The organism is Microcoleus sp. MON1_C5 (genome assembly GCF_036701875.1).
In the GTDB taxonomy this organism is placed as follows: Bacteria; Cyanobacteriota; Cyanobacteriia; order Cyanobacteriales; family Microcoleaceae; genus Microcoleus.
Genome location: NZ_JAUBRN010000098.1, coordinates 1 through 14,300, shown reverse-complemented (window position 1 = coordinate 14,300; position 14,300 = coordinate 1). Strand labels below are relative to the sequence as shown.

The window sequence follows — 14,300 nt, the reverse complement described above, 5'->3', positions numbered from 1 at the left end:
TTAAGTCGGGAAGTTTTTCCATTCCTTTATCTAATGTCTATCTCGTCTTCTTGTCAAGGGGGTTGAGCAATTACCAATAAAGAAATCAATCGCCTCTTGATCTGCTGAAGCAACAACTTGACTACTTAGAAATTCTAGGCTTTTCTGTACTTTTACTCTGGGCAGTTCATGAGATTTATCAAGTTGTTGTGGAGAATTACCATTTGTTTCAAAAGTTTGAGATGTTTTATCAACAATTTTTAGTTCAGAATCTCCTTTTATATCCTCATCTAAGCTAATCTCAACCTCAGAGATTTTGATTTGCTTACCTTGAATTACATCTCGAAGTTTTTGCCCTGTCAGTTTACCCTTGATAATATCTTTGACGATCTTGAGTCCCTCAGTATTCGTTGTATCTAAAACACCTGATTGCTCAAATATTTTATATAGTTCAGCCTGAGTTAGGTTGGGAATATGAACTTGTAAACTAGCAACAAACTGACGAATAGCTTCTAAAGACCAGCCAAAACAACGAGCGCATCCACTATTCCCTTGACTCCAAGAAGATTTTGTAATACTATTTATCCGGGTTTTCCATTCATATCCATCTATAGGACATTTAAACCAAGCCTCTTGGTTAGATCCCTTAGTCAATGCTGTTGGATGTAAACCGAGTTGATGATTTTTTTCATGATCCCAATACTGAAGAACATAATCGGGATAAATAGAAATCAAAGATGTAGTTTTAGTCGCAACCCAGCCCCGACACGCAGGACAGCCACTGTTACCTCTTTTCCAAGATAATTTAATTTGAGAAAGAGGCGCAACCCACTCATAACCATCAATAGGACACTTAAAAAAAGCTTCTTTACTCGATCCAATTGTTAATTTCATGGGATCAAGTCCTAGCTCATTATTGGCTTCATAAAACCAATATTTAGCAACTTCATCAGGGAATTGAATCCCAATCGGTTTTGCTTTACCCCATTCTCCTCGCTTTCTTTCATGAGTTCCATTACACACTCGGCAACCAGCATTACCCTTTGACCACTGTTGATTAATTATTGTGGCAACAATTGCTTGCCATTCGTTTCCATCATGAGGACATTTGAACCAAGCTTTTTTCCCACTACCTAGAGAAAGGGTTACAGGATCTAAATTAATTTCACTATTTTTTGGGCGATTCCAGTATTGACGAATAAGTTCAGGATAAACTTCTATTAAACTAGGCTGCTTTTCAGCCTTCTTTTTTTTGCCTGCACATTTTCGACATCCACTTGTCCCCCTATCCCAACTGGTCTTAATATCGTTAGGTCTTTTTTCCCATGAGTGTCCATCAAGAGGACATTTAAGCCAAATAAATTGGCTGGTACTCCCAGCAGCAATATCTTCAGGTTTGATATCTCCATTCTTTTCATAATCCCATAATTTTGCAACTCTTTCTGGGTAGAGGACAGCTAAACTCTTTAAATAAAAGTTATTTTTTAACTGTTCTTTTTTCTCTTGTTCCGCGATGGCTTTCGCTTCTTCTTCAGCAACTTTTTCTTTCTCACGTTCTTTCAAATATTCATGGAATGCAGGATTAATATTTAGAACTTGCCTGACTCTTTCTCTGCTTAGTCCATGCTGATCACCTATCTCTTGATAACTGAGTCCTTGTTGGTAGAGTTCTAGAAACTGATTACTTTTCTCAAATTTCGCCTGTTTTAATTTGTCTCTTATTGATGGTTCTTCTATTTGTTCACTTATAGAAAGTATGTCTATTTTATCTATTTCATCTCTATTAGGTAAGGAGCCAAAGTTGGCAATATTTTTTTCTCGCAAAATGTCGCAAACAGCATGACCTATATCTGTTAAAAATACTTGAGCGTCGTCGATCTTAATAAAATCTCGTTCTCGGAGGTTTAGTAAAATCTTTTTTACAGATTTAAATTGTTCAATTGGTTGAGGAGACAAGTATAGTAAGCGAAGAATGCGACTTTCGCGTGATTGTTTCTTTCCAAATCCTTTAGTAGCCTCTTGGATATTGTAGGCATCATTCATAGCTCAACCTGAATAATTAGAGGTGTCTATGTACTATTTTATAGATAAATGCGGAATATATGCCTAATATAGCCCAAAAACAAACCAGGAGATTTTAGACTAACGGGAGGTCATTGATCCGGGGCTGATCCGGTTGGTGATTTAGACTTGGTTATGGGATGAAACTTACCAAAGTTAGATGGGTGAACTTACCGCCGACGGCATTCGTGACTTCCGCACGACCTATGGGCAGACCACGAACCCTAGCAGTTTCCCCCTTTTTCAATTTACCCGAACCTTCCATAGCAAATAGATCAACAATTGACCCGGAGGTGGTTGGGCGCTTTGGGTTCAGAAGTCGAAATTCTGCTACCTTGGGACTTGCGACAGAAAATGGCCGTAGAAATCCAAAAAACTCGGAACTTGTACCAATAGTCTCTTGCCCGATAATTATCAAAACTATTGTGGAAAACTTGCCGATTTCTGTGGAAAACCCCCCTTTTCCTGTGGAAAACTAGCACTAAATTAAGTGCGATCGCTTTAATTCCCTTGATAGCATTTAAAAAATTAAAGGAATTGCGATCGCAAAAACCGCCTTCCTCCTTCATCCCTCAACCTGCTGTTTGCTGGAGATACAGCCTAAAAATTTCCTCTTTCACATCCATCCTCTTCCAGCTTCAGTCTATCCGTTACATCCTTTAAATCCGTTACACTCATCCGTTACCGAACTTCACGCTTAACTTCTTCCTTCTCTCCAGAATCGTAGCTAATTTGGTCGGAATGGTAAGCCGCCGGCTCAACGTGAATTAAGATGCGTACAGGGCTGAAACGTTCTTCCAAACGGGCTTCTACTTCTTCTGTAATCCGGTGAGCTGTTTCTACATCGACAGCATCGACAATCATGTGCATATCAATAAATACTTGACGCCCTACAACGCCACGGGAGGCGATCGAGTGACAGTTAACAACCCCCGGTACATCGATCGCGATCGCGTGAATAACTTCCGGTGCGATCGCCATTTCATCCACCAACCAAGGCAGATTTTCTGTTAAAACCTTCCAACCGCTGCTAAATACCAAAACAGCCACAGGAAAAGACAAAAACACATCCAGGGATTGTAATTGAGGTATATTCCAAACCTGCCCTTGCCAAACACCAATCAACCCGCCGATGACCATAATTGTCACCCAAACATCGCTCATCGTGTGCTGAGCGTCAGCCACTAAAATCGCGCTACCAAGGCGTTTCCCAACTCTGCGCTCGTAAAAAGTGACAAAAATATTAATCCCCAGTACAATCAGCAAAATCCACAGTTCATTTGGGGATATTTTGACAACTTTACCCCCGTTAATCAGCCTTCCGACAGCACCGCTGAGAATTTCAAAACAGGCAATTCCCAGAAAAGCAGCAATTCCCAGAGCTCCGAGAGCATCAAATTTTTGGTGTCCGTAGGGATGATCGCGATCGGGCTGCGGATTGGCATAATGATTAGTTACCAATCCTAAAATATTATTAGCGCTGTCCGTGACGCTGTGCAAAGCATCTGCCAGCAAACTGAGGGAACCAGTCAGCCATCCCACGGCTGCTTTAATTGCCATCACCAGCAAATTGAGCAATAAAGTAATTATTAAAACCTTGCGGACTTCGGAACGGTTATCGGCAACCATAAACTCTCCTCGATCTGCCGTCAAGTTTTCTGGTTTCTAGTTTAAAGCTTATCAAATCATAACAGGTTAAAACTCTTGCGGAATCTAGCTTTCGACTAGATTTATATTCATTAATTTAGCCGAGCTTCTTGAGAGAATTTTTAATTAATACCAGTTTCGCAGTCCAATTAAGCTGGAATGTACTTCTTTTGGGTTACTATATTTTTTATCATTAACAATCGTATGTTAAATTTCATTGCCCATGTCTCTTTCTCCGCTGACACTGAATTTAGTCGAAGGTTCTGTCTCCTTTAGCTTTTCCCCGCAAGCCGCGCGGGATTTGCAAAGCGAGATTGCAGCTTTGATGGAAAGCTTGAAAGCTGTAGCCGCCAAAACTGCTGGCGCTAAAGCTTCTCCCCAAAAACCTATGGAATATCGGTATGCAGGAGATGTATTTTTAGAAGTTTTCTGCAACCCGAATATCTGGCCAACTCCTTTTGCTGCGAAAGTGCTGATTACGGTTAGGGACGATCGCGTGCGCGTGACCACCGAAGCCGAACTCAGCCGCCTGCGCGACGATCTCGCTCAGTATATCGAACAAGTCGGTTGAGATTCTCAACATCGAGCGTTTGTAGTTAATAGGTTGAATCTGAGTTCAGATACAATTCTCAAGAACAGGCTTTCCGGCCTGTTCCACAAACATTAAATTTTCTTGTGGGGCGGGCTTCTAGCCTGCCCGTGAAAGGATTACTGATAAAGGATAGCTATCTGCTGGCGAAGCCGACCATTCCCACATTGATCCTGCATAATTCCTAGCATTAAATCCCACATTTGTCAAGACACAAGTCAACCATGCAGAGCGAATTCCCCCGGAGCAATAACTCACAATTTGAGTTGACTGCGAAACTCCTTTTTGCAGCAAAATAGCAACAATTTCGCCACGACTCAGCAGTTGTCCTTGTTTGTCCATCAACTGTTTGTAGTAAAGGTGAACCGCACCACGAATGTGGCCGCCCCGCTGTTCTCCGTAAGGCGTTTTACCTGCATATTCTCGCCGCTCTCGGGCGTCGATAACTACTAAATTCTCATTGCCTAAAATAGCTTTCAATTCATCCCGCTGAATTTCCCAATTCGAGCGGCGAAATATTACAAAATCTCCTGTTATCGGTGGATTGTTTGCAGATTTCACTCGATTAATTCCAGCTTTGATTAAAGCCCGATATCCTCCATCCACAAAAACGGCTTTTTCGTGTCCCAAAGTCCGCAACATCCAAACAATCCTTCCGTCTTCGCCCCACCCTTTCACAGAATCGGCAACCACTATCACAGGTTTGTCTTGACAAATACCAATTGCTTGCAGTTTTTGAGTTAAAACTGTGTTATTTTCTAGAATTTTTCCCTTGTGGGGAAAGTCGGAACGGGAAAATTCCTGCCAAGTTACGGGAATAGCTGGTGGGAGATGGCAAAACCACTTTAAAATAGGTGCGCGAGCATCAAGCAGAGTAGCGCCCCCTGACAGTAATTGCTTAGCTAAATCGGGGCTTACTATCCAATTATCGGCTAAATTATACACTAACTTAGACAGGCTTTATTGAGGAATTAGGATTGTACCAGCAGGGCAGAATACATCCTGACTGGTAGTGATTGGATTAGGTGGTTTAATCTTGCCAGGAGCAGCATTTAGACACAAGATAGTTTGGGTCTTGTTTCCTACTAAAAAGACTCCACCAACAAAGCTTCTGAGATTAGCTTGCTTCGATACTCCGTAGTTAAATACAGCACCTTTTTTCATCATGCCGATCGAGTAGCTATAATTGGCTGCGTCAGGTTTAATTGGGAGACCAATATAAACCAATAGATTGGAAACAGAACTTGTAAAACCTGCTTTTTCAGCATAGTAAAATTGCTGAGCTTTATTCATCGAACCGACAAATTTTTTGGCTTCTGATTCCTTAGCTTTAAGCGTTTGTGAAACTTGAGCTTCCGAGACATGACTGAAAAGAACTGGCAGAGTTAGAGCTGCGATCGCAACTTTGAGCTGCCAGTTGCGGCTGCTAGAAATCCTGCTTAATTTCACAGATAACAGGTGGAATGAGCGGTTGAGGAACATACAATCAAACTAATTGTTTGGCCTGAAACTGTTTCAACGCCCAAGGAGCAACCGTGCCGTGTTCTGTAATAATTCCTGAGATTAATTCGGCCGGAGTTACGTCAAAAGCGGGATTGTAAAATTCGACTCCCACAGGACAAATTCGCGTAGTTCCAACTTGATACATTTCAACTGGATCGCGTTCTTCAATGGGGATTTTGCTGCCGTCGGAAAGTTCAAAATCAATTGTTGACAGAGGCGCGGCGACAAAAAACGGGACGTTGTGAGCTTTGGCAACAATTGCTAAACTGTAAGTGCCAATTTTATTGGCAGCGTCGCCGTTAGCAGCGATTCTGTCTGCACCTACAACTACTGCGTGAATCATGCCGAGTTTCATGCAGTGAGCGGCCATATTGTCTGCTATCAATGTCACGGGAATTCCTTCTTGCACGCATTCCCAAGTAGTCAGTTTTGCACCTTGGAGACGCGGCCGAGTTTCGTCTGCAAAAACTCTTCCGAGTCTTCCTTCTCGCCAAGCAGAACGAAATACACCTAAAGCAGTACCGTAGCCTGCTGTTGCTAATGCACCGGCATTGCAGTGAGTTAGTAAGTTCAATTTTTCCGGTGTAGCGGGCAGAACTTCTAAACCTTTGTCGCCGATATCTTTACAAGTTTGCAAGTCTTCTGCTTGAATGGTTTTGGCCATTTCTAACAAAGTTTTTTGCACTTGTTCGACAGAACCGCTAGTTCTCTCGGCTGTTTTGAGCATTCGCGATATGGCCCAAAACAAATTAACCGCAGTGGGACGAGTCGATCGCAATAACTCGCCAACTTGTTCTAGTTTAGTAAAAAACTCGGTACGATCGCCCGTTTCGATTTCTCGCGCCCCCAAATACATCCCGTAGGCTGCTGCTACCCCGATCGCCGGAGCACCTCGGACTATCATAGTTTTAATCGCCTCAGCCATATCTTCGCAGCGGCTAATTTCGACTACACCGTATTCTTTCGGCAGTCGGTTTTGGTCAATTAGCAGAACTCGGTCTTCCATCCAGGTGACGGGGGAAACAGGGGAGTTTTGAGCGGTCATCTATTTCAATTATGTGAGGGACAAGTTTCTATGATGCCATGAAGGCGACTATTCCTCTATGTTATGAGGGACACGCTGAATTTGCCAAAATCCCAGCCCTGCGGTTTGAGATTCGAGACTGGAGATTTGAGATTGAAGAATTGCTGGATACCTACCACTCTCTGGGTTTGGAACTTATACAGAGTTGGATTCTTTTTCACCAAAGTGTACTTAGTAAAAAACCGAACATTAAGTTGTGTAAATTATACTTACGTTTTTGGAAAAATTTCCGTAATCGGGAACAAGCTAGCTGTACCTGGGGTCTGTTTTTTTTAAGTTGAGAATGAAAAAGTGCGATCGAGTAACTTTCCAGATCCAACAGATTTACAAGAATCACAAAAATAGATAATCGTAAAGCTTTGTCTGTACAACTCTTTTACTCAGTTAAAGGCGGGTTTTGTGGTTGCCGTATTTGTGGTGAATTGAAGTAGCGACTATCATCGCACGGAAACAACATTTTGAAAACCTAACTAGGTGCATGAGGGAAAGGTAATTATGAAAAACCAACAAATAGTATTCGTAGATTCAGCAGTTGAAGATTGGCAAAGTCTGGCGGTCGGTGTTAAAGCGGGTACAGAGGTAATTTTAGTCGATCGCACGCAGGATGGCATCGAACAAATTGCCGAAGCATTGCAGAGCCGCAAAGGTATAGAAAGCGTTCACATTATTTCTCACGGGGAATCGGGAAGTTTGCAGCTAGGGCCAACTATCCTGAATTCCGACAATTTAGAAACATATCGCAACTGTTTGAAACGGTGGTTTTCGTCATCTGTCAACTCAATTAAAAATCGATTTGATATTCTGCTATACGGATGTAACGTAGCAGCAGGTGAAAAAGGAGAGGCTTTTGTACAAAAGCTGAGCAAGTTAACAAAAGCTAATATTGCCGCTTCTTCAGATATTACGGGGAGTGCCAAAAAAGGCGGAAACTGGGTACTTGAATACGCTACGGGAGCGATTAAAACAGGATTGGCGATCGAGCCGGAGGTAATGGCAAGTTACGCGCATACCTTGGCGACGTTTACTGTTACTAATATCAACGATGCTGGGCCGGGTTCGCTGCGACAAGCGATTACGGATGCGAATGCAGCGGCCGCACCACCGCACAATATTAACTTTGCCATTCCCGCCACAGGCGTTCAGACGATCGCACCTCTGACTGTCTTGCCAAATATTAACGTTCCCACAATCATCGACGGCACTAGCCAACCGGGGTTCGCCGGCACCCCGCTGATCGAAATCAATGGAGCCAATACAGTTGGTGTCAGCGGTTTTCGCGTTTTGGGTGGTGGCAGCACCTTGCGCGGATTGATCGTTAACCGCTTCGGCAACACCGGCATTTCCCTTGAAAGCAACGGCAACATCGTAGCGGGAAACTACATCGGCATCAACAGCGCCGGCACCGCCGCCTCGCCCAACGCCTTATTTGGCGTGGCCGTTCAGAATGGTGGCAGCAATAATATTATCGGCGGGATTGCAGCAGGCGATCGCAACGTCATTTCTGGAAATACTGCCGATGGCGTCATCATCGTCGGTGGTACAGGAGGCAACCAAGTGCTGGGCAACTACGTCGGCATCAACGCTGCTGGAACCGCCGCCTTGCCCAACGCCAGCGGCGTTACCATCGTCGGCGTACCGAACAACACTGTTAGCGGAAATGTCATTTCCGGCAACACCAATAGCGGTACGGTCATTCTCAATCCCGGTGCCACGAACAACATTCTGACAGGCAACTTCATCGGCACTAATTTTGACGGCACCGCCCCTGTCCCTAACACTGCTTTCGGCGTAGCCATCCAGGGAGGTGCAACCAACAACATTGTTGGCGGGACTACCCCAGCCGCCCGCAACATTATTTCCGGCAACGGTAACGGTGTCGCCCTTGTTGACCCCACGACTGTCGGCAACTCGTTGTTCGGCAACTTCATCGGCGTCGGGGCCAACGGTACGACTCCGCTGCCCAATACTACTGGGGTATTGATTAACCTCGCAAACAATAATGCGATCGGCGGTACAGCAGCCGGTCAAGGAAATACGATCGCCAGCAACCTCGGTTCAGGAGTAAACCTCCTCGCCGGTATCGGCAACAGCATCCAAAACAACTCGATCTTTGCCAATCTTGGCTTAGGCATCGACCTCGGCAACAACGGCATCACCGCCAACGATCCCGGCGACGCCGACACAGGAGCCAACAACCTCCAAAACACCCCCGTACTCACTACCGCTACCGCCAGCGCTGGCAGCGTCACCGTCGCGGGAACTTACAACAGCATTCCCAGTACCCCCTTCACCCTCCAATTTTTCGCCAACAATCCCCCGGGAACCCAAGGTCAAACCTTCATCGCTTCTATCCCGGTAACTACTGACGCTGCCGGCAACGCTGCTTTCAATCAAACTTTCCCAGCAGCCGTCACCGCAGGCCAATTAATCACCGCGACAGCAACCGACGCCGCCGGCAATACTTCGGAATTTTCGGCACAGCCTGTTCCCGTTGTCGTACCGCTGAGTACCATCACCGGCATCAAATTTAACGACACTGACGGCAACGGCACTCAAGCTGCCGGAGAACTTGGCGTCGCCGGAGTTACAGTTTTCCTCGACACTAACAATGACAGCATCCTCAGTGCCGGCGAAACTTCCGCAACTACCGGGGCTGACGGCCGTTTCACTTTCGGCAACTTGCCTGCTGGCACTTACAGCGTCCGGGAGGTTGTACCGGCTGGAAGCCAAATAACTACGGTTAACCCGGTTGCCGTGACGCTGGCAGCAGGTCAAACTACTCCTGCTACAGTTAATTTCGGCAACCAAGCAATACCAGTACCGCTGAGTACCATCGCCGGCATCAAATTTAACGACATTGACGGCAACGGCACTCAAGCTGCCGGAGAACTTGGCGTTCCCGGAGTTACAGTTTTCCTCGACACCAACGGTGACGGCATCCTCGGTGCCGGCGAAACTTCGGCAGCTACCGATGCTAACGGCGGCTTCAATTTCCCCAACTTGCCCGCAGGCACTTACAACGTTCGGGAAGTTGTACCGGCCAACAGCCAGCCCACTACTCCCAATCCGGTTGCAGTGACAGTGGCTGCTGGACAAACTACTCCTGCTACGGTGAATTTCGGCAATCGATCGACACCCGCTGTACTCGGCAGCATTATTGGTATAAAATTTAACGACATTGACGGCAACGGCACTCAAGCTGCCGGAGAAGTTGGTGTGCCCGGAGTCACTGTTTTCCTCGACACTAACAACGACGGCATTCTCGGTGCCACAGAAACTTCGGCAACCAGCGATGCTAACGGCAGCTTCACTTTCCCCAACTTGGCCTCCGGTAATTACAACGTCCGGGAAGTCGTGCCGCCAAACAGCCAGCCAACTACTCCCAATCCGGTTGCAGTCACGCTGGCAGCAGGTCAAACTACTCCTGCTACAGTTAATTTTGGCAATCGATCTACACCCGCTGTACTGGGCAGCATTACTGGTATAAAATTTAACGACATTGACGGCAACGGCACTCAAGCAGCCGGAGAACTTGGTGTTGCCGGAGTCACTGTTTTCCTCGACACTAACAACGACGGCATTCTCGATGCCACAGAAACTTCGGCAACTACCGATGCTAACGGCGGCTTCAATTTCCCCAACTTGCCCTCCGGCACTTACAACGTTCGGGAAGTTGTACCGTCATTAAGCCAGCCAACTACTCCCAATCCGGTTTCAGTGACGCTGGCAGCAGGTGAAACGACTCCTGCTACAGTTAATTTCGGCAATAGCCTCCAGACGGGCACCATAACTGGCCTTAAATTCAACGACACCAACGGTAACGGCACTCAAGATACCGGAGAAATTGGCATCCCTGGCGTCACGATTTTCCTTGACACTAACAACAACGGCACTTCAGACACCGGAGAAACCCAAGTTACTACCGGTACCGATGGCAGCTACAGCTTCCCCAACCTGCAAACAGGCACTTACAACGTCCGGGAAGTGGTGCCGACAGGTTTTACCGCAACCACCCCTAACCCGCGAACGGTTCCGTTAGATCCAGGTCAAACTTCCACTGCCAATTTCGGCAACCAAGCAGTCCCGCCAACACCAACACCAACACCAACGTCGCCTCTGCCTCCGACTCCGCCTCAGCCTCCGACTCCCGTCCAACAAAGCAGCATCAGCGGTCTTAAATTCAACGACGGCAACGGCAACGGTACTCGGGATGCGGAGGAAACTGGTCTTTCGGGATGGCAAATTTTCCTCGATGCGAACGGGAACAACTCTTTAGATTCGGGCGAAACTACTGTTACCACTGACAATTCTGGTAATTACAGTTTCAACAACCTCAATCCCGGCACCTACAATGTGGGGGAAGTGCAGCAGACTGGCTGGACGCAAACTACTGCTAATCCGGCGGCGGTTAATCTGGGCAGTGGCGAAAGTCGTAGTGGAATTAATTTCGGCAATTTCCAAAATATTAGCATTAGGGGCAGCAAGTTTAATGACCTGAATAACAATGGGGTTTTGGACACTCAAGAACCGCTCTTGCCGAACTGGCAAATCTTCCTTGACGCTAACAGCAATAACTCTTTAGATGCTGGAGAAGTTAACACTTCAACTGATAGTTTGGGCGGCTACAGTTTCGCTAATTTAAGACCGGGAACTTATCGAGTTCGGGAAGTAAATCAGCCTGGTTGGACGCAAACTACTGCCAATCCTGCTGATATTATTGCTGTCAGCGGCACTAATGTTAGCAATATTAACTTTGGGAATTCCTTCGCCCAAGTCCAACCAACACCAACACCAACACCAACACCACTACCACCGCAAGAAGGACAAGATGCTGACTGCATTTGTGAACAAATTGTTTTACCAAGCATTGGCAGTGTTCGTGCCCCGAGTTCTGTCACTAATACCCGCAACGGTACTAATGGCAACGACACTATTCTCGCCACTAATAACGGTGAGGAAATAAATGGCTTTGACGGCGATGATTTGTTGGCCGGGTTGCAGGGCAATGATAATATTTACGGGGGACTTAACAGTGCTTTCCCGGTTGGCCCAGATATAGACAGCGACTTGCTGTTTGGCAATGAGGGTAATGATTACCTCAACGGGGTTGCTGGAGATGATTTAATCTTTGCGGGCAAGAACGAAGATGTTGTTTACGGCGGCAAAGATGACGACATTATTTTTGGCGACCAGGAGAGCGATACTTTAATTGGCGACCAGGGTAACGATACTATCTACGGGGGAACTATTAACCCCTTCGACCCGGATTTGACTGGCAATGATTTGCTGTTTGGTTTGGCGGGCGATGACTTCCTCAGTGGAGAGAAAAATCAAGATACGATCGCCAGCGGTGACGGTGATGATACAGTGCGTGCCGGCAAGGCCGATGACTTAGTTTTCGGCGAATTGGGCAGCAACCTGCTGTTTGGCGATGAAGGAAGTGATACTATCTGCGGTGGCCAGGGGGAAGATACAGTGTACGGGGATATTGGTAGCCCTCTTCCCATTGGTTCTGCTGGCGGACAAGACCAAATATGCGGCGGTTTGGGCAACGATTTGCTGTTTGGCAATGAAGGTCAGGATACTGTCAATGGGGAGGTCGGGAACGATACTCTTTACGGCGGTAAGGATGAGGATAGTTTGCTTGGCAGTGCTGGGGACGATTTCTTGTTTGGAGATCAAGGGAATGATACTCTGATTGGAGGCACCGGAAACGATCGATTCATGTTGGGTATTGACCTCGGCAGCGAGACTATTTTAGACTTTCAATACGGTATCGATTCGATCGGCTTAATGGGTGGTCTGGATTTCTCCCAACTAAGCATTGTGGCCGAGAATAGTTCTACCCTCATCCGAGTTACTGGTTCCGGGCAACTTTTGGCAACTCTCAGCAATGTGCCTGCAAGCGTGATTACTGCCACAGATTTTGCTCTCCTCTAGTGCGATCGAGCTAATTAATTAGGTGAGAATATTGTAGGGACGATGGATTAAGAGACTGTTGGCGAATCAAAAAAGGGTGAAACCAAACATCTTACTGCCGATTCCACGTTGTTTGTGAAGTATACCCCTAATCCATGAATCCCCGTAGGGACAAGGCATTGCCTTGTCCCTACTACTTTATGAACCTGGAATACGGTGTATAATCATGGCAAATAAATTCTGATGAGCCAGAAGTAATATCGTTTTCGGTGTGCGATTCGTTTAGCCTAAATGGATAGGTTCTCCTATCCAGGGACGGTTAGCCTGACTCCGAGGAGTTAGTGATAACTGATTACATTTCTGGGTGAGGCATTAAGTCAAGTCCCAGTCCGCAGGTGCAGCGGTAAAAGCATATCCCCTATTTTGTTGGATAGCAACTAACAGGATAAAGCGGGGATAAAAGGCAGAAGACTCCTAGCCGAATGGGGTAGCTGTCGAGCAAGAACTTATGCGTAGCGAAAGCAAAAATGTGTCTGAACCACCGTTATGATAGATGGTCAAACGGCTGAAAGACCAAGCCAAAAGGCAAGGATAGGGCATAAGCAATTATCGGATTGACTTATTAGCACTGCCCAAAAACGGGCGTGGAAAGCATTACGCTGTCATGTTCAACCAATGTGTAATCGGAACGAAGTAAAGCTCTCACAGCCCTTAAAAATAAGTAGGTTGCTAGCCGTAAGCTGTGAGTGTGAGGGATGGTCGCACAAGCCAATGCTTTGTTGTAATGACAGAGATATGCTGACAGCACCGGGTGGTGTAAAAGATAGAGACCAAGTAGCCCTTTAAAAGCCTAATGCCACAGAAAAATCTGATGGTGGGATGTAGGGGTAAAAGGAAAACTATCAAGCCGTAGCAATCAGATCATGATGCGATCTTACTGTATCCATAACCAGGATTACACCACTCAGGAGCCGTGTGCGGTGAAAGTCGCAAGCACGGTTTTGTAGGAGAGATGGTAGGGGACACTCTGCCATCGACTCTCTAACTGCACGGCGCCGTGTCCAACCTGTGGGTAATATTAATTCCGATGCTACCGCAGTTGATATGACTCGGGGTCGAAAAACTGAATCGTTGAGTGTTAACTGTTGACTCGATTTTATTATGCCGATGCAACCGGAAACGATATCATATCAAACTTGGCATCGTATAGGTCGTCGGTGCAAACCCCCTGTTCGATCGACAAAACCCGCCTAATTAAGCGGGTTTTGTAGTTTTCCTAAATATTTTCACTCTTGGGCAATGATTAAACAATCACTCTCAACTTTAGACAGCATCTCTGGAAAAGCTGAGGTGTAATTGCCATCTTTGTCTACAATCCTGCGGAGTGTATATCCGCTGTCAGCAGGTCTGCCGAAAAACGAGTTTGTGCGATGCCAGATACAGCAATACGGTTCAGTTAAGGGCTAGGCAGTGCTTAAAACAATAAATACAGGAGGATTCATTATTATTCCAGTACCT

Annotated in this window: 7 protein-coding genes; 2 read left to right on the top strand and 5 right to left on the bottom strand. The window is 46.1% G+C overall.

Features of this window, described 5'->3' with window-relative positions; genetic code table 11:
• Positions 1-30: 30 nt before the first annotated feature.
• Both QUA71_RS27625 and QUA71_RS27620 read right to left on the bottom strand, forming a co-directional pair.
• On the bottom strand, positions 31-2,022 hold the full coding sequence (locus QUA71_RS27625; RefSeq protein WP_333290025.1) for a zinc-ribbon domain-containing protein: 1,992 nt from the start codon (positions 2,020-2,022) through the stop codon (positions 31-33).
• 699 nt (positions 2,023-2,721) lie between these two features.
• A complete protein-coding gene (locus QUA71_RS27620; RefSeq protein WP_333290023.1) occupies positions 2,722-3,669 on the bottom strand; it encodes a cation diffusion facilitator family transporter in 948 nt (315 codons plus the stop codon).
• 241 nt (positions 3,670-3,910) lie between these two features.
• On the opposite strand from QUA71_RS27620, the gene QUA71_RS27615 reads away from it, so the two are divergent.
• Entirely contained in the window at positions 3,911-4,258 is a 348-nt protein-coding gene (locus tag QUA71_RS27615; RefSeq protein ID WP_015174783.1) for a hypothetical protein, read from the top strand.
• Between the two features lie 117 nt (positions 4,259-4,375).
• Here QUA71_RS27615 and QUA71_RS27610 read toward each other — a convergent pair whose 3' ends face one another.
• From QUA71_RS27610 to mtnA, 3 genes are read right to left on the bottom strand one after another with little or no spacing between them, the layout of a single operon-like run.
• Positions 4,376-5,221 carry a rhodanese-like domain-containing protein gene (locus tag QUA71_RS27610; RefSeq protein WP_333290021.1) on the bottom strand — a complete coding sequence of 282 codons (846 nt, stop codon included), beginning with the start codon at positions 5,219-5,221 and terminating at the stop codon, positions 4,376-4,378.
• Between the two features lie 15 nt (positions 5,222-5,236).
• Positions 5,237-5,725 carry a type IV pilin-like G/H family protein gene (locus QUA71_RS27605; RefSeq protein WP_333290019.1) on the bottom strand — a complete coding sequence of 163 codons (489 nt, stop codon included), beginning with the start codon at positions 5,723-5,725 and terminating at the stop codon, positions 5,237-5,239.
• Positions 5,726-5,762: 37 nt separating this feature from the next.
• Complete coding sequence (mtnA, locus tag QUA71_RS27600) at positions 5,763-6,824, bottom strand: S-methyl-5-thioribose-1-phosphate isomerase (protein ID WP_333290017.1); 1,062 nt, start codon at positions 6,822-6,824, stop codon at positions 5,763-5,765.
• A gap of 534 nt (positions 6,825-7,358) precedes the next feature.
• On the opposite strand from mtnA, the gene QUA71_RS27595 reads away from it, so the two are divergent.
• The gene (locus QUA71_RS27595) at positions 7,359-12,803 is read left to right on the top strand and encodes an SdrD B-like domain-containing protein (protein ID WP_333290015.1); all 5,445 of its coding nucleotides are present in this window, start codon (positions 7,359-7,361) and stop codon (positions 12,801-12,803) included.
• Positions 12,804-14,300: the final 1,497 nt, after the last annotated feature.

Excerpts from the sequence above, each read along its gene's own strand:
- mtnA (WP_333290017.1), bottom strand. The coding sequence starts at position 6,824 with ATGACCGCTCAAAACTCCCCTGTTTCCCCCGTCACCTGGATGGAAGAC.
- QUA71_RS27595 (WP_333290015.1), top strand. The coding sequence starts at position 7,359 with ATGAAAAACCAACAAATAGTATTCGTAGATTCAGCAGTTGAAGATTGG.
- QUA71_RS27620 (WP_333290023.1), bottom strand. The coding sequence starts at position 3,669 with ATGGTTGCCGATAACCGTTCCGAAGTCCGCAAGGTTTTAATAATTACT.
- QUA71_RS27625 (WP_333290025.1), bottom strand. The coding sequence starts at position 2,022 with ATGAATGATGCCTACAATATCCAAGAGGCTACTAAAGGATTTGGAAAG.
- QUA71_RS27615 (WP_015174783.1), top strand. The coding sequence starts at position 3,911 with ATGTCTCTTTCTCCGCTGACACTGAATTTAGTCGAAGGTTCTGTCTCC.